The organism is Aureibaculum marinum (assembly GCF_003813905.1).
Classification (GTDB): domain Bacteria; phylum Bacteroidota; class Bacteroidia; order Flavobacteriales; family Flavobacteriaceae; genus Aureibaculum; species Aureibaculum marinum.
The window spans coordinates 129065-149781 of the sequence record NZ_RPFJ01000006.1 but is presented as its reverse complement, the minus strand read 5'-3'; the positions used below and the strand labels follow the sequence as shown (position 1 = coordinate 149781).

23 protein-coding genes are annotated in these 20717 nt (G+C 30.8%); 1 reads left to right on the top strand and 22 read right to left on the bottom strand.

What is annotated here, in order from left to right:
* Positions 1-13: 13 nt before the first annotated feature.
* From EGM88_RS05210 to EGM88_RS05115, 20 genes are all read right to left on the bottom strand, one after another.
* Positions 14-1078 (bottom strand): beta-ketoacyl synthase N-terminal-like domain-containing protein, encoded by a 1065-nt coding sequence (locus EGM88_RS05210; protein ID WP_123896911.1) that lies wholly within the window; start codon positions 1076-1078, stop codon positions 14-16.
* Entirely contained in the window at positions 1075-2274 is a 1200-nt protein-coding gene (locus EGM88_RS05205; RefSeq protein ID WP_123896910.1) for a beta-ketoacyl-[acyl-carrier-protein] synthase family protein, read from the bottom strand. Before EGM88_RS05205 ends, EGM88_RS05210 begins: the two co-directional genes overlap by 4 nt.
* Entirely contained in the window at positions 2275-2532 is a 258-nt protein-coding gene (locus EGM88_RS05200) for a phosphopantetheine-binding protein (protein ID WP_123896909.1), read from the bottom strand.
* On the bottom strand, positions 2533-3153 hold the full coding sequence (locus EGM88_RS05195) for a 3-oxoacyl-ACP synthase (protein WP_123896908.1): 621 nt from the start codon (positions 3151-3153) through the stop codon (positions 2533-2535). It lies immediately after the preceding gene.
* Position 3154: 1 nt separating this feature from the next.
* Positions 3155-4300: a beta-ketoacyl-[acyl-carrier-protein] synthase family protein gene (locus tag EGM88_RS05190; protein ID WP_123896907.1), complete on the bottom strand. Its 1146-nt coding sequence runs from the start codon at positions 4298-4300 to the stop codon at positions 3155-3157.
* 122 nt (positions 4301-4422) lie between these two features.
* The gene (locus EGM88_RS05185; RefSeq protein ID WP_123896906.1) at positions 4423-4845 is read right to left on the bottom strand and encodes an acyl-CoA thioesterase; all 423 of its coding nucleotides are present in this window, start codon (positions 4843-4845) and stop codon (positions 4423-4425) included.
* A 44-nt stretch (positions 4846-4889) separates the two neighbouring features.
* Positions 4890-6179, bottom strand: a complete 1290-nt coding sequence (locus EGM88_RS05180; RefSeq protein WP_123896905.1) for an ABC transporter permease — start codon at positions 6177-6179, stop codon at positions 4890-4892.
* Positions 6172-6927, bottom strand: coding sequence for an ABC transporter ATP-binding protein (locus EGM88_RS05175; protein ID WP_123896904.1), 756 nt, complete (start codon positions 6925-6927; stop codon positions 6172-6174). Before EGM88_RS05175 ends, EGM88_RS05180 begins: the two co-directional genes overlap by 8 nt.
* Positions 6928-7101: 174 nt before the next feature.
* Positions 7102-8097: a BtrH N-terminal domain-containing protein gene (locus EGM88_RS05170; RefSeq protein ID WP_123896903.1), complete on the bottom strand. Its 996-nt coding sequence runs from the start codon at positions 8095-8097 to the stop codon at positions 7102-7104.
* Positions 8097-8501, bottom strand: coding sequence for a hypothetical protein (locus EGM88_RS05165; protein WP_123896902.1), 405 nt, complete (start codon positions 8499-8501; stop codon positions 8097-8099). The genes EGM88_RS05170 and EGM88_RS05165 overlap by 1 nt, the downstream gene beginning before the upstream one ends.
* On the bottom strand, positions 8498-8959 hold the full coding sequence (locus EGM88_RS05160) for an ABC transporter permease (protein ID WP_238988382.1): 462 nt from the start codon (positions 8957-8959) through the stop codon (positions 8498-8500). Before EGM88_RS05160 ends, EGM88_RS05165 begins: the two co-directional genes overlap by 4 nt.
* Positions 8956-9327: a hypothetical protein gene (locus EGM88_RS05155; protein ID WP_203229437.1), complete on the bottom strand. Its 372-nt coding sequence runs from the start codon at positions 9325-9327 to the stop codon at positions 8956-8958. The genes EGM88_RS05160 and EGM88_RS05155 overlap by 4 nt, the downstream gene beginning before the upstream one ends.
* 58 nt (positions 9328-9385) lie before the next feature.
* Positions 9386-10519 carry a beta-ketoacyl-ACP synthase III gene (locus EGM88_RS05150; protein WP_123896900.1) on the bottom strand — a complete coding sequence of 378 codons (1134 nt, stop codon included), beginning with the start codon at positions 10517-10519 and terminating at the stop codon, positions 9386-9388.
* A 46-nt stretch (positions 10520-10565) separates the two neighbouring features.
* Entirely contained in the window at positions 10566-11498 is a 933-nt protein-coding gene (locus EGM88_RS05145; protein ID WP_123896899.1) for a dialkylrecorsinol condensing enzyme DarA, read from the bottom strand.
* A gap of 1 nt (position 11499) precedes the next feature.
* The gene (locus EGM88_RS05140) at positions 11500-12378 is read right to left on the bottom strand and encodes an LpxL/LpxP family acyltransferase (RefSeq protein ID WP_123896898.1); all 879 of its coding nucleotides are present in this window, start codon (positions 12376-12378) and stop codon (positions 11500-11502) included.
* A gap of 9 nt (positions 12379-12387) precedes the next feature.
* Positions 12388-12630, bottom strand: coding sequence for an acyl carrier protein (locus tag EGM88_RS05135; protein WP_123896897.1), 243 nt, complete (start codon positions 12628-12630; stop codon positions 12388-12390).
* An 8-nt stretch (positions 12631-12638) separates the two neighbouring features.
* On the bottom strand, positions 12639-13856 hold the full coding sequence (locus EGM88_RS05130; RefSeq protein ID WP_123897181.1) for a beta-ketoacyl-[acyl-carrier-protein] synthase family protein: 1218 nt from the start codon (positions 13854-13856) through the stop codon (positions 12639-12641).
* 14 nt (positions 13857-13870) lie between these two features.
* Positions 13871-14602, bottom strand: a complete 732-nt coding sequence (gene fabG / locus EGM88_RS05125; protein ID WP_123896896.1) for a 3-oxoacyl-ACP reductase FabG — start codon at positions 14600-14602, stop codon at positions 13871-13873.
* 3 nt (positions 14603-14605) lie between these two features.
* Complete coding sequence (locus EGM88_RS05120; protein WP_123896895.1) at positions 14606-15754, bottom strand: WG repeat-containing protein; 1149 nt, start codon at positions 15752-15754, stop codon at positions 14606-14608.
* A gap of 135 nt (positions 15755-15889) precedes the next feature.
* On the bottom strand, positions 15890-17419 hold the full coding sequence (locus EGM88_RS05115) for an HAL/PAL/TAL family ammonia-lyase (RefSeq protein ID WP_123896894.1): 1530 nt from the start codon (positions 17417-17419) through the stop codon (positions 15890-15892).
* 92 nt (positions 17420-17511) lie between these two features.
* On the opposite strand from EGM88_RS05115, the gene EGM88_RS05110 reads away from it, so the two are divergent.
* On the top strand, positions 17512-18747 hold the full coding sequence (locus tag EGM88_RS05110) for an NAD(P)/FAD-dependent oxidoreductase (RefSeq protein WP_123896893.1): 1236 nt from the start codon (positions 17512-17514) through the stop codon (positions 18745-18747).
* A 3-nt stretch (positions 18748-18750) separates the two neighbouring features.
* Here EGM88_RS05110 and EGM88_RS05105 read toward each other — a convergent pair whose 3' ends face one another.
* Together EGM88_RS05105 and EGM88_RS05100 are read right to left on the bottom strand one after the other, a co-directional pair.
* A complete protein-coding gene (locus tag EGM88_RS05105) occupies positions 18751-19356 on the bottom strand; it encodes a hypothetical protein (protein ID WP_123896892.1) in 606 nt (201 codons plus the stop codon).
* 26 nt (positions 19357-19382) lie between these two features.
* On the bottom strand, positions 19383-20681 hold the full coding sequence (locus tag EGM88_RS05100) for an N-acetylmuramoyl-L-alanine amidase (protein WP_123896891.1): 1299 nt from the start codon (positions 20679-20681) through the stop codon (positions 19383-19385).
* Positions 20682-20717: the final 36 nt, after the last annotated feature.

Here is a 20717-nt window from a genome sequence, read left to right as displayed (position 1 = left end):
ACACGTTCAAATTTTAACATGATTGTAATAATACGAAACTATGGTTTTCTCCTCTATATTGATTATATAATAAGATGTTTTTATAACTATTAGACCTCTTATTATTAATTTTTAGCACATTAGGTACTGTTTGTGATTTTAATATTTTAGCTCCGACCCAAAAACCAGTTGCAGACACAGTATTATATTCTCCAAACAGATGTTTATAAGCTAACTGTTGAGTATTTTTAAAAAGACCATCTTGTAATTTGTTGTAATAATTATCAAACTCTACATCTCCATTATTACCTAGAATAACAGCATCAATATCTTCTACACTAATGCCATTACGGTTTAAGAAGTGCAAAACGCGATCTATTATGTTTTCCAGTTTAATAGTATTTATTATTTCAACATCTACTAACTTACCATATGAACCATGTTCCTTTTTATCTGACAATAAAAAAAAGGAAGCTCCTTCTCCGAAGATAGTACCTGGTGTTTTCGAATTTAATAGTTGAACTGTAGAAACAGGTTCTTTTTTAATATGACCAATTAACTTATGCAAATTATTAGTATGTGCACCATGCTCATCAACACCTCCAACCAAAATATGCTTTACTTCTTGTTCTTGAAACATTAATTGAGCGTCTATTAAGCAAGATTCAAAAGAAACAGCTCCGTTAACATAACTAAAATTATAAGCTTTACACTGTAAACCCAATGCAATTTGTGCACCTACAGTATTGTGTGTAGATTGAATAAAAGATGTAGGTGTTAAAAACTGCTCATCATTAGTAATCATACTACTTACAAATTTTTCAGAGTCTTGTAAACAGCCCATTCCTGTTCCTGTAATAATGGCATCAGGTATGGTAATATAGGCTTCTTTTAATGCCATAGCAGAAGCCACCACACCAATTTTTACCCCTTTTGCCATTCGTCGAGCAGCTGCTGGAGGAATATATTCTTTATAAACAGGATTTATAGCAGAAATAATATTTTCATCATAAAAAACCACTTCCTCCAAAAAGTGATCATTCCTTAAAGTATTTTGAGCTGAAACACAGGCAACGCTATTTATATAACAGGAATTCATAGTTTTTTTGAAAATATTAGAGTAGAGCAATTGCCTCCAAAACCAAAAGAATTAGAAAGCACATGATTAATATTTTTTTTCTTTATTGAAGTTACAGGAACAATTCCTGTTTGCTCAATAGCATTGTTATAATTTAAATTAGGAAATATGGTATTATTTTGTAATGCCAATACAGAATACACTGCTTCAATTGCAGCAGCTGCGGCTAACGTATGACCTGTAAAAGCTTTTGTAGAGCTTAAATCTGGTATATTTTCACCAAAAACACGTTGTATGGCAACACTTTCTGATAAATCATTATTTAATGTTGCTGTACCATGAGCATTAATATAATCAATTTGATTTGGCTGTAGCCCAGAAACTTTGAAGGCTGCTTGCATAGCCAAAGTAGCTCCTTCACCATCTCCTGAAGATGCTGTTTGATGAAAAGCATCATTAGCATTTCCATAACCAGCAATATAGGCCAATACTTTTTTATTTTGTTTCACTACAATTTCTTCAGATTCTAATACTAAAAAAGCTGCTGCTTCACCCAAGTTTAAACCAGATCTATCTCTATCAAAAGGTTTACAATATGTTTCTGATAAAATCATTAATGTTTTAAACCCATTAATAGTAAATTTAGAAAGACAATCGGCCCCACCAACTACTACCCTATCTAACTTACCTGATTTTATCATTCTAGCTCCTAACATTATAGCATTAGCTGATGAAGAGCACGCAGTGCTTATCGTAGTAACAAAATTAGTTATTCCTAATTGTTCGGCTATTTTATGAGTTGAATCACCTGCATGATGTCCTCCGATATATTTATGATTGGTGTTATCTTCTAAATATTCATAATAGTATTTTTCGGTCATGTCCATACCTCCAACACTAGTTGCAGAAATTAATCCTGTTTTACAATCATTAATATTTGTAATATTAGCATTAACAACAGCTTGTTTAGCTGCAATTACTCCCAACATCGCTGTTCTGGAGTAATTATTAGTTTCTGGTAAATTCAATTGCTCTATCAATTCTTCATTAGATAGTGTAATTTCACCAACCATAATTTCATCTTTATGCCGCGTATGAATATTCGATATCCGAGAAATACCATGCTTACTTTTGAGTAAGGCACTCAAATTCTCTTCAACTGAATTTCCAATTGAAGAAATAATACCCATCCCAGTAATGGCAACTCTTTTTGACATTTATTTAGTTCTATTTTCAGTAATATAAGCAGCCATAATGGCAACAGATTCAAATATTTTTTTTCCTTCTTTTGGATCTGTCAATTTAATACCATAATCTTTATCTAGCATTACTATTAATTCTAGGGCATCTATAGAGTCTAATCCTAATCCATCACCAAAAAGAGGATCATTATCTCCTATTTCTTCTATAGAAATATCTTCTAAATTAAGTTGTTCTATAATTTTTTCTTTTAATTCTAATTTTAAAGCTTCCATCTAATCCTTTATTTTATACAGGTTTTGTAATTTGTTAATTGTATGTTTTATATCTCCTATTTGAGATACCTTGTACATAAAACAGTCATATTTCTCATTGTCATAATCTACCCATCCACACAGTACACTTTCTGCTTTATTATTTTCGAGTAAACTACATGCATAATTATGTAAAAACTCTGCATTAAAAGCATCGAGAATAAAAAATGCATTTTCACTCTTTAACTGATGCTTAATACTTATTTCTCCTATGGCAATATTTGGCAAGGTATATACAAATATTGCAGGACTGGGATAATAACTCTCTTTATCTTGAATACTTGATTGATGTTTTCTATCCGTATCTAAACTAGATGCTCTATTTGTCAATACAATTGCAATGTTATCGTCTTCATTGGTCTTTTCTCTATTTAAAACACATTCTGCTGCCAAAAATGCTAATTTACTTAAGTTATCCATTTTAAAAAACTTTGGATAACTTAAATTTAAATCTTTATACACTTTTTTAGAAAAGATTGAAAAATCAGTATCAAAAGCATCTTTAATAAAAGGCTTTCCATTTATTAAAATCTTATTATTTCTAATATGACAATAGGTTGATATGTAAGTTTCTAATTTCAAATTATAGTACTTTTTTAAAAATTGCAGCTGTATTACAACCTCCAAAACCTGATGCCGTTTTTAAAAAAGTAGTTAAGGGTTTTTCTGTTGTTTCTTTAATTATATTTAATGGTTTTGACACACCTATTTCATCAAATCCATAAGAAGCATATAACGTATTGTTATATAAAGATTGCATACCTACAATAGATTCAAGCAAACCAGAAGCTCCGAGAGTGTGTCCATAATAACCTTTTAAACTATTAATAGAAACTTTTTCTAAATTTATTCTATCGAAAGCAATGGCTTCCATTTCATCATTGTAATTAGTTGCAGTACCATGTGCAGAAACATAATCAATTTCAGTTGTTTTAATATTAGCCTCATTAAAGGCTGATAACATGCTTCTATATAAACCTTCGCCTGTTCTAGAAGGTCCTGAAATATGATTGGCATCATTACATGAAGCATCTCCCAAAATTTCTACAGCATCGGGAGCTAAATTTTCCTTTTGAGAAGTTACCAATACTGAAGCCGCAGCTTCACCAATATTTATTCCTGTTCTATTTTTTGAAAAAGGTTTACAAGAACTATCACTAATAGCTTGAAAAGATTGAAATCCTGAAATTATAAATTTAGAAACAATATCTCCACTTACTACAAATACATTATCATACATATCTGATTTTATCAGTCTTTTTGCTACTGAAATTGCCAAAACACCTGAAACACAAGCATTAGACAAAACGATAGCTTCATTTTTAAATCCAAAAAAACGTTGAATCTGCTTTGCTAATTCAGATAAATAAGCTCTCTTTTTAGAAAATTTAGAGGAACTATCTAGCACATCTATATTTCCTTTTGTAGTTGAAATGATAAGGCCTGTTTTAGGTGTTATTTTCACATTTGATTCCGTCAACACATCGTGTAATGATAAAATCATTAATTTTTCTAGCCGAGTAAAATCATTGATGTTTCCTAACTTTTTAAAAGTATTATCTAGTTTTATTGTATTTACTAAAGAAGTATAAATTGGCGTTTGAGATAAATTAATATCTTCTATCTTTTCTATTCCAGAAATGTCTTTTGAGATATTCTCAATATTTTCAGTAGTGGTAAAACCAAGGCTAGAAATAATATTATTATATGTTAAATAAATCTTAGACACGAATAAAAAACGAATTTACTATTTAAATATTAGTTGCAAAAGTAGTTAAAAGTATTTTGTTGATAAGCATAACTTTATCGTGAACAATTATAGCTTAAAATAGATTCTTATACTATGATAAATTAGGGGAAGTTTATTCCAACTTTTTGCTTCCATGCAGCAAAAAATTTAGGAATAGTTAAACACAATTCTCCTTTATTATCCGTAAACACCTGAACCGTTTCTCCAGTACACACCAACTTACCTTCTGGGTTAAATATTTTATAAGTAAAGTTCATTTTTGCTGCTGGTGAATCTACAAAAGTAGTTTCAATGGTAGCTATATCTCCATATTTTAAAGGCAACTTATGTTCACAAGAAGATTTTACTATAGGAGTAGCAAAACCATTTTTCTTTATGTCTAAGTAAGAAATACCATGTACTCTTCCAAACGCTTCTCTTCCATCTTCAAAATAGGTAATATAATTACCATGCCAAACGATACCTAAAGGGTCGGTTTCGTTAAAACGAACTCGTATTTTTGAAATATATGATATTTTTTGCATATTATGAATTCCTTTTATGACATTTACTAATGTTTTATAATTTACTAAACTGTTCTTTGTCTTTTATCATACCATATAGAAATGGTTACTGTTACAATAAAAAACAACAATAGCAATCCTATTTCTGGCAACACTTCCATGATGCCTCCATTACGCAATAAAACATCATAAAAAGCATTAAGCCCCCAATTCATCGGTGAAATATTTGAAATAAGTTGCATAAAATTGGGCATAAGAAAAACTGGCACCCAAACACCACCAATAGCAGCTAGAATAACCACCATAGTTGCCCCTAATGGAGCAGATTGTTCTGGTGTAGTAGCCAATGTACCTAATAAAATGCCAAAACCTACAGCTGCCAATCCTGAAAATAAGGCAACAATAAATAATGTTATAAAGTTAGAACCTACTTCTAGAGCATGTAATCCTAACAATGGTAATAGAAAAACACCAACAGCTAACATTAGTAAAAACTGAATCAAACACACTATTAAGTAAGTAATTGATTTACCTCCTAATACCGTTAAATATGAAACTGGATTTGTTCGCAACCGCACAAAAGTACCTTGATTTTTTTCTTTTACAATATTGATAGAAAGAGGAATAACTATAAAAAAAATGGCAAAAAGTGTCCATGCTGGCACATTATGTTGCGTTGAATTAGGTAAAGTAACTCCTTGTCCTTCTTTTGGATTTATCTCTTTAAATGACACAAAATTACTATTTGTTAATAACGGATTTTGTTGTTTCTGTTCTGCCTCTCCCAGTTCTTCTTGAAAAGCTTTATAAATAGATTTAGATTCTATTCTAGAAATCATTTTATCTATATTATTCATTACTGCATTTTTGAACGATTTTTGAACAGCAGGATCAAAATACAACTTAATTTCTTTATTAAGAATAACTTCATCGGTGGATTTAGGCTCATCATCTACACCAAATTCGCTAAGGATTTTGGCTACATTTTGATTTACTTTTTTATCCAAATCAGAACTTAAATTTTTAGGAATAATCACAGCAAGCTGATATTTTCCTTTTAAAACTGCTGATTTTGCCGTCTCTTCAGTAAAGAAAACATCATCTTGTTTTGTAACAATTTCAAAGGCATCATTACTGTTTAAATTTTCTAAAATAGTATTAGAAATTTCTTCTTTATCGTTATCAACAAAAAGAATAGGAATTTTAGCTTCGTTAATAGTTTTAAAAGAACTATCTTGAATAAGTGTAATGGTGATAATTAAAACTAATGGCATTACAAAAAGAATTACCAAACCGCCTAAATCACGTGATAACAACAACATTTCTTTATATGTAGAGCTAATAAGTTTAAGCATAATCTCTTAGAGCTTCACCAGTTAATTGTATAAATACATCTTCTAAATTATTTGCACCTGTACTATTTTGCATGAGTTCTTTTGGTGTACCAGAAGCCACAATTGACCCATTATCAATAATAGAAACTTTAGAACAGAATGTTTCTGCTTCATTTAAATGATGTGATGTATAAACTATAGTAGTTCCGTTTTTGTTTAACATCTTTAGATGCTCCATAATTACATTTTTAGATTGCACATCAACTCCAACCGTTGGTTCATCTAAAAATAAAATTTCAGGTTGATGTAAAATTCCAGCGATAAGATTTACCCGACGCTTCATACCTCCTGAAAATGTTCTAATTTTTTTATTTTGAAATTTTGAAAGTCCTAAATGCTCTAAACTTTCAGTCACTTTAAATTTTAAATCAGTGCCTGACAATCCATACATTGCCCCGAAATACATTAAATTTTCGTAAGCAGTTAGCGTAGGATATAATGCATATTCTTGTGGAACTACACCTATAGTCTGCTTTATTTGTTTAGCATTGTCTTTAAAAGATAACCCTTTAATGGTTATTTGACCTGAAGTTGGTTTTAACAACCCGCAAAGCATTGAAATTAAAGTTGTTTTACCTGCACCATTAGGACCGAGCAATCCGTAAATTTCGCCCTTGTTAATCTCTAAACTAAGATTATTAATAGAGAAAACATCAGCTCCTTTATATTTTTTATAAACGTTATTGATATGGATTACTGACAGGTTCATTTAAAATTATATTATGCATTTTATCGTTAGCATACAGTTATTATACAAGTAATTGGGCTATTTTACTAAACCAAATATAAAAGATTTTGGTATTTTATCGGAACAGATTTCTATTGTTTAAAATAACTAAAAAACTACTTATATTTTTTGATAGATACTATTAGGTAGTCTTTTTTATATTGATTTTTTTAATTTTTTATAAAATTCTTCTTCCTTATAGGACAACTCCATCAATTTATCAGCTACCTTATTGTAGGCGTCCAACTCAACACTTCTGTTCTTATAAATTCTAGAAGCATCAACAGCAAAATCTCTCCATAAATCACCAATTTCAGTAATTTCTATTGACAATTCCTTCAATTTAGTATTATTTAAAATTACCGAAGCTTCTTGCAAAAAAGCTCCATAAATAAAACGGAATCCTCCGCCACCTGTTCCAATTTCTTCCTGCATTCGAACCAACTGCCCTAAATAATGATTTGCTATTTTAACCCCTTTTTTCTTAGGCCATTTTCGTATTAATTTAGCTATAGTTCTCATTCCCCTAACACCAACATAAGGTACTGGAGCTAACATATCTCGACAAACGGTTTTAATTCCTTTAACAATGGCTTTTTCTAACTTCAACTCTTTTGGAAAGTCAATGGGATAATACATATGCCCTTTAGGAGACATCGCTCCTTTTGCAAAACGTACTCTATTGAGTTCTTTTTTAGTTAAGGTTGTTGTAGTCTCCATTACAGGATCACTAATTAAATAGGTATCTTTTTCTTTACCATAAACAACTAAGTTATGGGCATTGAAATGAAAACGGTATTCATCTGGAAAATAGGTTAAATTATATACTCCAACCTGTAAGCCTACAGGATTATTACGTTTTAACTCAAGTTCTAATGCTTTCTCTGCTTTTTTTTCGTTTTGAAATTTAAAACGTTTTATTTTGATTCCTACACGATTAGCAAACCTTTTAAAAATAATTCCTGGCATAGGCCTGAAACTGATAACAGGTGCATAATTTACTTTTAAGAATGGGATATAAACAAAAAAAAGTCCTGACCCTATTCCAAAAACCATAGGTTCACTAACTTGATAACCTTTATGCTTTAATAAATTTGAAACCACACCATTTTCACAATGTGCTGATTGATGATGTGCAAAGTTTATTTTCATTAATTTTTTTCTATATTTTTAAGTTGTTCAATACTGATATCAAAAACATCAGCATATTTCTGTAACAACCTATTATTTAACTTTTTAAATACTTTTGGTTTAAAATGTCTTTTTACACGCCATTTCCATAATCCAACATAACTAGCTAATATGGGTAAATCCATTTTGTGCACTTCCATATAGTACTCAATTGGACTTGTTTCGTTATTTAATACTCTTTTTTTTGCGTTTTCAATGCGTTCTTCAATAACTTGAATCGCATTATCTAATGCGATTGTTTTCGGATTCCAGCCAGAACTATTTTCTGTTGTATAATTTCCATTTTCATCAATAGCATAACAGAGTTCTCTAAAATTTGCAGACTCTAAATTACTTTTATCCTGTGGAACTTCACTTTTTTTCATGAAAAAACCTCTTTAATAAATAAATTCATCTCACATGTAGCTAAAACAGTATTATCATTTTCTATAAAACACTTTAATGAGCAAATACTATACCCATCTGCATCAAATCTAGATACGAGCGTTGCATTAGTATAAATGATTTCATTCACTAAAGGTAATTTATTAATTTCAAAATTCTTTACTCCACTAATAAATCCAACTAATTTATTACTTTCTCCTTGAACATCATCTTCTTTAAAATAACTTTTACCAACTATTGCTGAACAAGTTTGAGCAGCATTTTCAATTAAACCAGCTTCTGAAAATACATTTTTTGAAACAAAAACACAATCTGATTTTATCAAAAACTTGGTTTTAACACTTTCATTAGTAATAGACAATAGTGTATCTACCATTAACATAGGTGGCCTATGCGGTAAAAAATTTTTAATGTCTATATGATTTTTATTTTTCTTCAACTATTTGCTACTACGGTTTTCATTTCGCCAGTAGCTATTGATTTACCGTTTAAAGTTACATCAATGGCTACTAAAGTAACTCCCATTATTTCATGCAAAATAGAAGCCCTAGTTATTAACGTATCTTTTATTTGGGGTAAGTTACTAATTTCTACTCTTTTTATAGAACCAATATAACCCGTTGGTGAAGGTTTATTTTGTAGGTAGTATTTATAACCTGTATGCAACGCTACTGTTTGTGCCATGTGCTCTATTAAACCTGGTTCAGTAAGCGAATGTCTATTGGTAAAAATATTTGATTTTAAAACCGTTAACTTTGAGGTAACTTGAGTCTCTGAATAATGCAACAAAGTATCTACCATTACCATAGGCTCTTTCTGTGGAATTAAATCAAATATTGGTATATTAATTAATTTATTTTCCAACTTAGCAAACAGTTAAAAGAGCATAATTATATGCAAATCTGGCACTTTCTGGTACGTGCAATAAAATTTTATCGCCTTTCTTTAATTTACCTGAAGTAACCAATTCTTCTAACATAATATAAATAGAGGCAGCTCCAACGTTACCTACCTTTTCTAAATTCATAAACCATTTATCCTTTGGAACTACAAAATCTTGACGAACCATTTCTTCATATAATTTATCCTTAAAATAGTAAGAAGAAATATGAGGTAAATAATAAGTTAAATCTTCAGGGGTTACATTATGTTTATCAAGAGCTTTTTTTAAACTATCTACTCCTTTTACTAAAACATTTTCACTTAGCAACTTCACATCTTGTTTCATTGCAAATAAAGATTTTTCACTCCATTCATTTGCCGAATACTCACTCCAAGGTTTTAATTCTCCATTTTCCAATTTATCACCACCTGCATACATACATGTTTCTAATTCATGAGCATAAGAATAACCTTCTATCCATTCAATTTTTAATGGATATTTTCCTTTTGGTTCACTTTCTAATAAAAAAGCACCTGCTCCGTCAGAAAGCATCCATCTTAAAAACTCTTTATTAAAAGCAATAATAGGTTGTTCTTCTAAAGATAGTAAATGATTTACTTCTTCAGAAAAGGTATTGGCCATCATCCATGAAGATGTTCTTTCAGACCCTGCACAAACTGCATTATTTACTTGTTTCGCTTTTACTGACAAATATGCATATTTAAAAGCATTCATTCCTGCACAACAAGCACCAGACGGTGAATTTATCTCTAAATTTCTATTTTTTAGAAACCCATGAACCATTGCTGTATGTGATGGTAAAATCTGATCAGGACTAGAGGTTCCACAAGACAACAACTCAATATCTTGTACAGTAAAATCATTATCACATAAAGATTCTATTGCCTCTTTTGTCAACTGAGCATTATTATGCGTAATATTACCATTATCATCAATGGCATAATACCTTGTTTTAATTTTATTATTGCGGAGAACTATTCCTTTTGCTTTTGAAGATTTACCATTTAGAAGACCTAATTTCTTCTCCATTTCATCGTTAGAAACGGGATTATTAGGTAAATACTTAGCAATTCGAGTTATGTAAACGTCATTCATTATTTAAAAATACATTTTTTTAGAGCACCAAAAAAAATTCTGCATACTACACTTCTTTTAGCGTAACAGATGCATAATATTTTTGATCCTTTTTAATTTTACCCATTAAGGGCAAGTAAGTCAACAAAAATACAATAAAAAGTATAGGACCAAAGAACCAAATAGCAAATTTTAAGTATTTATCAAACACCCTGACCCATTTTAGCCGTTTAGGGTCTCCTGGCATTCCTTTTTTAATGAGAAAATTGGCCCATTTATCAAAAATAACATTCGCTCTTTTATCCATTGTAATTAAAAATGGCTTTACCTCCACAGCTCCTATTTTTAACAAATTGTCTTGTAAATGATTGAAATCATTATGAATAAGACTTTCTAAAATAGGGGTACCAAATTTAACTGACTCATCAATATCTTTTTGAGAAACACCTGGTTTTGGAAAAAGACCTAAGTATTTCTCTTTTTTACCACTCAACATCCATTTTTCAATTGTAATAACACTGATATGATTAATATTTCTATCAACCAGTGCAATATTACCAACGAGTTTAGCCTGATTTTCAAGTAATAAATGCTTCATTTTTTCTTGAGCCTTTATCCACATATTTCTACACGCAATAAGTGTGATAACAGGTGTGTTTTTTAGCAACTTCTTAGCTTGTTCTGATTTTAAAAATGAATTTACCGGAACAGAAGGTGTTAAATACCAAACTTGATAAGCTAAAATAACTAAATCGTACTTTTTAGAAATAACTTCAGAACTGGGCTGTTTTAATTTACATGGAATTTGTAAAAAAGATTCAGGAAAAACATCATAAAAATTATTAGCTTTCCACGGAAAACCAAATTCTTCTACTGGTTTAATTTGATAATAGGTAACGTTAACTTTACCTGAACTTTCTAATTCTTTAACCACATTTTGGGCAATTTCTAAAAGCTGTCCAGATTGAGTATAATAAACAACAAGTACATTTTTCTTCATTCTATTTTATTTTATCCCAAAAATCAAAATAATTAAACCATTGCAACGGATATTGTTTTAAAATCCATTCTATACTTTCAGTATAATTTTGTAATAACCCTTGAGCATCTCTTTTTTTTGCAGTTGCTAATCTTGTAAATAGATGATAATGTTTATTCGTTTCTTTCATTACATATACAAAAGCAACTGGTACTTTAAGTCGCGAAGCTAATAAAAATGGACCAGCAGGAAATTTTGCCTTTTCACCAAGTAAATCTTCCTCTAAAGAACGAGTACCATCAAAATATCTATCACCGGTAAAACAAATCAATTCATTTTTTGCCAATGCTGCATTAATATCAAATATATGAGAAAAATCTTCTTTTATCAAGATTAATTTTACAGGTGACTTTTGCGAAACAGACTCTAAATATTCTTTAATATCACTATGTTCTTGGTCAGTAGTAACAATATTCATTTCTGAATTAAAATCGATTTCTTTTAAAAAAAAATCTGCGATTTCAAAATTACCTACATGGGCACTGATTAAAATTCCTCCTTTTTTATCTGCAATTAACTGCTTTAGGCTATCAATACCATCAAAATGATAAGTAAATCTGTTTCTTAACCCTGACTTAATTGCTACTTTATCAATAATAGTTTGACCGAATTTGTAATAACTACGATATACACTATAAATACTTTTTAAAGCATTATAATGTAGTCTTTGCCTAAAATAATAATACGACGATTTAGTACCTTTAGGAGAAAAAAACAAAAAATAAAAAGCTACAAAATAGAGTATAAAATAAGCTGAACTTAAGCCCAACTTTTTCATAAAAAAAATAAAAATTTTATAGCCTAAAACGGTACCTCTGGATTTTCCTTCCCATTGAGCCATAGTAGATTTTTAACCTAACTTTCTTTCTATAAGATTGTAAAAATCTTGAAGTGTATTAATACCAACAAAATCTTCTCCTACTAATTTCACCCCAAAATTAGATTCAACTGCTACTACTAAATCAACAAAGTCTAAACTATCTAATTCTAAGGTATCTTTCAAATTAGCGTCAGGACTAATATCTTCCGCTTCTACTTCAAACTCATCAATAAGAAAATCATTAATCTTACTAATGATTTCTTCTTTCATCATTTCCATGGTTATATTTTTTTAATAATCAACGCTGAGTTTGTTCCTCCAAACCCAAAAGAATTTGACAAAAATACATCAATTTTTTTATCTATTGTATGCTTAGCAATCTTTAATTTTGCTGCTGCATCATCAGGTGTATTTAGATTAATATTTGGTGCAACAAAAGAATGCTGCATCATTAGCATTGAATATACAACTTCACTTGCTCCTGCCATCCAACATTCATGTCCCGTCATTGATTTTGTTGAGCTTACATAGGGTCCATTATCTCCAAAAATATTATAAATAGCTTTTGCCTCATTAGCATCTCCTACGGGCGTAGATGTAGCGTGAGCATTAACATAATCTATTGTAGAGGCTTTTATTTTTGCTTCGTCAATGGCTTTTTGCATTGCTTTTGTTGGCCCTTCCGCATTTGGAGTTGAAATATGACCTCCGTTTGAAGAAAACCCATACCCAATAATTTCACCCAAAATTGGAGCTCCTCTTTTTACAGCAGAATCATAACTCTCTAAAATAACCGTTGCTGCCCCACCACTAGGCACTAATCCATCCCTTTCTATATCAAAAGGTCGAGAAGCTTTTGAAGGATTATCTTCACGAACTGAAAATACTCCCAAGCCATCAAAACTAGCCATAGCCATTTTATTAATTTCTTGAGCTCCACCACAAATTATAGTGTCTTGGAGTCCACTTTTTATTAAATGATAACCAACGCCAATAGCATGAGAACCACTTGCACAGGCTGCACTTATGGTAAAATTAACACCTGTTAATTTAAAAATTGTAGACAAATTCATATTTACGGTAGAGTTCATAGCTTTAAAAATGGCTCCTGACCCAACTAAGGTAGTGTCATTTTTTTCTCTAACCTTATCTACAGATTCAATTACTGAACGAGCAGTACTATCGTTTCCGAAAAGAATCCCAACTTCATTATTATCTAAAAAATCTTGCGTAATACCCGCATTATTTAATGCCTCAATTGTTGAAACATAAGCAAATTGAGCTTCTTCACCCATACTAACACGCTGTCTTCTAGAAAGTAGCTTTTTTAAATCTGGTTCTGCTACCATTCCTGTTAATGCAGAACGATATCCGAATTTTTTACGTTCAGAATCAAATACTATACCTGATTTACCTCGATATAAAGATTCTTTTACTTCGTTAAGATTACTCCCAATGCAAGAGTAAATACCCATTCCTGTAATTACAACTCTGTTCATTTTCATTTAAACAATTATGAGTAAATACCACCGTTAATGTTAATTATTTCGCCTGTAATGTAAGAAGATTTTTTTGAAGCTAAAAACGAAACTAAATCGGCAACTTCTTCTGGTTCCCCAAATCTATTGACTGGAATCATCTTTTTTAATTCTTTTTCGTCTAGTTCAGCTGTCATGTCTGAATTAATAAACCCAGGAGCTACCGCATTAACAGTTATTTTTCGTTTAGCAACTTCTTGAGCTAAGGCTTTTGTAGCGGCTACAATGGCTCCTTTTGCAGCAGAATAATTGGTTTGCCCTGGCGTACCTTTAACTCCTGAAACAGAAACCATATTAATAATTCTACCGTAGCGATTGCTTAACATTTTTTGAATTAAATGATTGGTAACATTATAAAAACCATTTAGGCTTATATTAATAACATTGTGCCAGTCTTCAGCAGGCATCCACATGAACAATCCATCTTTGGTAATTCCAGCATTATTTACCAAAACTTCAATAATTGAATCCTTATTATTAGCCATCCAATTGTCGAGAGTTTTTTTAACAGCTGCTGCATCAGCAACATTAAATTTTAGAATTTCTCCAGTACTACCTAACTCTTGTACCTGCTTTAAAGTATCTAAAGCAGCTTCTTTATTAGAATTGTAATTGATTAAAATATGATAATCAGAATCTTCTGCCAATTTTTTACAAATTGCTTTTCCGATTCCTCTAGAACCTCCAGTTACTAATGCACACTTCATTAACTAATTATTTATATCTGTAAATGATTCAACTCTATCAAACCAAGTATTATTTAATACATTACCCTTCGTATCGATAAAACCCCATTTTTTTTTCTTACTAACCCTTGCTAAACCGTTATAAAAACCTTTTTCATTGCCTTTTCCAAAAATGAGCCCAACGGCAAATAGGTCTCGATTAGAAATGCCATATTCATAATCAATAACTAGTTTTCCTGTTGTATCAATAAACCCCCATAACTTGTCCATTTTTACAGGAGCTAAACCATCTTCACTAAAAATCTCAGCATCTCTAAATGTTTCAGGAATAACCATTTCTCCTTTCGTATTAATATACCCCCATTTATCTTCCGTCATTACGGGAGCTAAACCGTTATAAAAGCCTCTTACCTTTTTATACTTTGGTTTAAGTACCCATTCCCCTTTTCTATTAATAAACCCAACTAATTTTAAAGAATCATTGGCATATGTTAGCTCTTCACCATCCCGAAAGTCCCAAATTTTTAAAGCTCCTTCAACTTCAATAAATTTACCATCAACGATCATTCCACTTACATTATCTTTTTTAGCAGTAAGATTGCCTTCAGACCAAGTCCCTAAACCTTCAAATTCCACAGGTAAAACAATTTCACCTTTATTATTTATTAAGCCATATAATTCACCTTTTTTCACTTTGGCATGCCCATTTTTAAAGGCAAAAATTTTATCATAGGTAGGCTCTAAAAGAACATCTCCTTTAGGATTAATCAAACCTATAAGGTCATTTTGCTTAATGTATGCTACTCCATCTTCAAAACTATAAAGCTCTTTGGAGGCTGGCATTTCAACTTTTTCACCTTTCTTATTGATGTACATCCATTCCTTGTCTAGCAACACAATGGCTAAACCACTATTAAAGCTCTTTACTTTTGCATACTTTGGTTTTATTACAACCTCTCCTTCTCCATTAATATACCCCCAACTTTTACCTTCTTTAAAAGGTGCTAACCCATCTGCAAAATTACCAGCATTTTTAAGGGTAGGTTCAATTATCCACGAACCATCGGGCCTAATAAATCCAACTTTCTTTTTTTGAACAACTAAAGCGGCTTTTTGAGAAAAAGCAAATTGAAAAATTAGAACGAACACAATAAATACTGAAATTTTTTTCATAATAAATAAGTTTTTTATTTAAAAATAGAAACTATTTTAATGATTGGTTCATCTAATATATAACTCGCTAGAAATACTGTAAATTTAGTAGTAAACTCTCTACAATTGGTTTACTATAGATAAATATAAAAAAAATTAGTTACTTTTTGTTTCCATCAGATATTTTTTGACTGCACCAACATAAGGATACATAACCAAATCGTCTTTAAATGCTGGTACAAGATTTCTTATAGCATCAAATAAAATTTTAGTTGTAGAAGAAATCTTATCTTGAAATTTTAAATATTCAATAGCTTGTACAATAGTTATCAATTCAATTGCCACTACTTCATAAGCATTTTCAATTACTTTTTTAGTCATTAATGCGGCATTGGTACCCATACTTACAACATCCTGATTATCATTATTATTTGGTATACTATGCACGTACATTGGATTTGACAATGTTTGACTTTCTGCTGTAGTAGAGGTAGCTGTAAATTGTACTCCTTGCATTCCAAAATTTAATCCTAATTGGCCTAAATTTACAAAAGGTGGCAATATATCATTTAATTTAGAATTTAATAAATAATTTAATTGGCGTTCGGCTAACATTGTCATTTTTGTAGTAACAATTTTAAGCTTATCCATTTCTAAAGAAACATAATCTCCATGGAAATTACCTCCATGATAAACTTGTTTATTTTTTACATCAACAATAGGGTTATCATTAGCTGAATTAACCTCCTCTATCAATATTTTATGAACACTTTTTAATGTGTCTAAAACAGGGCCTAAAATTTGAGGAACACAACGTAACGAGTAATATTCTTGTACTTTTTCTTTAAAAACTGTATTTTCTCCATAACCATTATACAAGTACTCTTCCCTATTTCTTATTAAAGAACTATCTTTTAAATGCTCTCGCATTTTCTTGGCAATTTCTTGTTGTCCTTTGTGCTTTTTAGCATTATTTAAAGGCTCTGATAAGTGATCTCCATAAGCCTCAACTACTTCATTAATTGCTGCAGAGCATTTTACAACCCAATTTAATAAACGCTTGGTATAAATTACATTTACTAAACCAATTCCTGTCATTACTGAAGTTCCATTGATTAACCCTAACCCTTCTCGTAATTCAACAGTAATGGGACTTAATTTTTCGATTTTAAATACTTCTGAAGTTTTTAATCGTTCTCCTTTATAAAAAACTTCACCTTCTCCAATTAAAACCAAAGCTAAATGAGCCAATTGTACCAAATCACCACTTGCTCCTACACCACCATGTTCGTAAATTAAAGGAATTATATTTCTATTAATTAACTCCTTCATTAATTTAATCACAGAGGGATGTACTCCTGAATTACCTAAACCCAATGTATTTAAACGAGCTAACATAGCAGCTTTTACATACATTTCAGGAATAGGATTACCAACACCTGAGGCATGACTTCTAATTAAATTGTATTGAAGTTGAATTCTGTCTTCGTCTTTTATTTTATATTGAGCCATTGGCCCAAACCCAGTATTTACACCGTAGATTACTTTATTCTTTGAAAAGTCTTTAAGAAAATTAAAGCTAGCCTCAGCTCTATCTAGTAAAGTCTTGTCGAGCTCAATATTACTTTTATTAAAAATTACTTCGTAAAAATCTTTTAATTCTAATTCTCCTTTAATATTAAGCATTCAACGCTGGTTTATTGATAAATAATTCACTTTTATATTCTAATGATGCGACAAATTTAATATTTTTACACAAAACTTAGTTAAAAATAATAATGAATACAAAAAGTGTAGACGTTTTAATTATTGGTGCCGGTCCTTCAGGCTGTGTTTCTGCTGCTTATTTACATCAAAAAGGCCTGACGGTACAGGTGATAGAAAAGTCTAAATTCCCAAGATTTGTTATTGGAGAAAGTTTATTACCACGCTCTATGGAGCATTTTAAAGAGGTTGGGCTTTTAGATTGCTTAGAAGCTATGAACTTTGAAAAGAAAAAAGGAGCTAGATTTATTCGAAACGAAGAAGTCTGTCTTTTTGATTTTAGTAAAAAATATACGGAAGGTTGGAATTGGACTTGGCAAGTACCAAGAGCTGATTTTGACAAAGCCTTAGCTGATGAAATCATAAGAAAAGGAGTTGATATTGCTTTTGAATGGGCTGTTACTGACATTAAGTTTGAAGGCACAAATTCAAAAACTACAATAAAAGATAATCAGGGCAACGAAAAAACAATCAATGCCAAATTTGTGATTGATTCTAGTGGATATGGACGTGTATTGCCAAGGTTGTTAGATTTAGAAAAACCATCACCTCTACCCAAACACTCCTCTATTTTTACCCACGTAAAAGATAGTAATAGACCACTAGGCAAAGAAGGTACTATAATTACTTTTGATGTGGTGAAACCTCAAGTTTGGATTTGGGTAATACCATTTTCTAATGGAAATACTAGCATTGGCGTAGTAGGTCCAACCGAATTTATTGAATCTTATAAAGGAAATACCACAGAAATGCTCTCAGAAATGCTTAAACTTTCTAAGCATTACTACAACCGTTTTAAGGGTGTTGATTTTCTATTTGACCCTATCTGTATAAAAAACTATTCAAAATCGGTAAAACAACTTTATGGTGAGGGTTATGCTTTAACAGGAAACAGTTCTGAATTTTTAGACCCTGTATTTTCATCGGGTGTTGCATTTGCTACAGAGTCTTCATTGGTTGCAGCAAAATTAGTGGCTCGCCAACTCAATGGAGAAAAAGTAGACTGGGAAAATGAATATACAAATCACATTAAAAAAGGGGTTGATGTATTTTCTTCCTATGTAAAAGAATGGTACACAGAAAACTTACAAACCTTATTTTTTCACAGACCTGAAAACCCTGAAATAAAAGAAAAAATATGTGCGGTTTTAGCCGGTTATGTTTGGGATGAAACCAATCCATTTGTAAAAAAACATGATAGAGCGGTAAGTTCTATGGCTCATTTAATTAGAATGGAGTCTCAACAATAAAATTTATTTAGAAGCCTTTTTGAGTAATTTCGTAAATTCTTTAGCTAGTTTGGCATAACATTCTGAAATTCTATATCCAGAATTATAATCGTTTCCCATAGCTCCATATCCTTGAACTTTGGCATATTTACCAGACCATAAAACAGTAGATGGATTTTCAGTTTCATAAACCGTTAATACTGCGTCTATTTCAGCGTTCTGCCTCCAAACTCCAACATTATACCCAGCATACAACTTCGTAGTATGTATTTTAATAGTATACTTAGCTTCTGTCATTTCTTTATCTGCCTTCATCTCACCATCCGTAAACCTTTTATTAAAAGATTCAATAAACTTAGGTTCATATCTATTTTCACGATCAGCAAACCAAGACTCTTTAAATTTTTCTCCTGTGCCTGCTTCTTTTTCTTCTCTTTTAGCCATCTTATCCTTTAAAAATTCTTCTTCCGAATCGTATTTAGGAATTTGCACATCTGAATAATCAAATTCTAAATTATAAGAAGTAATTCCTTTTAAATCTTTAGTTTTACCTTCAATAGTTTTAGGTTTCTGAGCATAATTTATTGAGGTTACTAAAAGAAACACGAACACTAGTGCTTGTTTTTTCATTAATTGAGTTTTTATTTTTACCAAAATTAGTTTTTTATCAGTTTATAATTGGCTATTTTATTATTTATTTTCAATTTCAACCAATAAATACCAGTTGACAAAAACGATAAATCAACCTCAGACATATTATTAGTTACAACATCTTCATTTTCATAAACCATCTTACCTGCAATATCAAAACATTCTATTTTCAAAAACTCATTATCTAATAAAGATGTTTCAATTGTAATTTTATCACTAAAAGGATTAGGATAAACATTTACCTTATTTAACAATTGATTATCAACACCTAAGGTGTTACAACTATCCATTATACTATTAACACCTGTTCTAATGGTTGGCAACAAATCATAAACTTTTTGACCTGGACATTCAGTACTTCCTCCATCTCTGTGTCCGGATATTGTTTTAATATACGATCCTGAAGAAGCATGATAACTCGTTGCTGTAGGATCAATATTTTTTACACACGCTTTCCATGCCAATAGCTTTTTTAAAGAATCAATCATAACGGTTGTAGGAGTAACTGTTGTATAGGTTCCCATTAAAGAAACTCCCGAGGTTCCACTATTATGCCCTGAAAAATGAGCCCCTGTAGTATCATCTTCTCTCCCTTCATAAATATTCCCTTCTTTATCCAATAAAAAATTATATCCAATATCAGACCAACCATTAGAATTCACATGATAATTCCATATAGAACGCACAACTGCGGCCCAATCACTAGAAGTATTTGAACCTGCCGTATGATGGACTATCAAAAATTTAACGTCAGTAGCATTCGGATAAGCATTTGGAGGGCAATCATTGTTTGGGCACCATCCAGCTCTTGTAATAACTGTTGGCGATGCACAATTACAAGAAGCTAACGTTTTAGTTCTGACACTTTCTATATCACTACTTTTCTTTTGTACTTTTTTTTCTAAAAACTCAGTTTTATAAGGGTAATAAAAATTGAATTTAATATTGTCAAATGAAGTAGATTCTGTAAAAACTATTTTTACTTGCGTTTGTTCAATCTGAGTATCTAAATAGGTCATGGCATGCCAATTATTAACCTCAAAATTATTTTCATCAATAGGAAATATTTTCCAATTTCCATTAAAATCTTTATAATAGGCAGCTTCAATAGAACTTAAAATAGAATGCCCTGTTAAACGAATAGAAAAAGCTACAAAAGGGTTATTGGCAATTTGCTCAACTTTTAAAATCTCTGAAACATAAGTCTTTTTAATTTGTTTTTTTATTTTTAACACCGTAGTCTTAGACTCTTGGGAAACCAAGATAGAACTAAACAAAAAGAAGGATAGTAGTATTTTTTTCATTACACGAATATATATTAATCTAACAACTTATTTAGT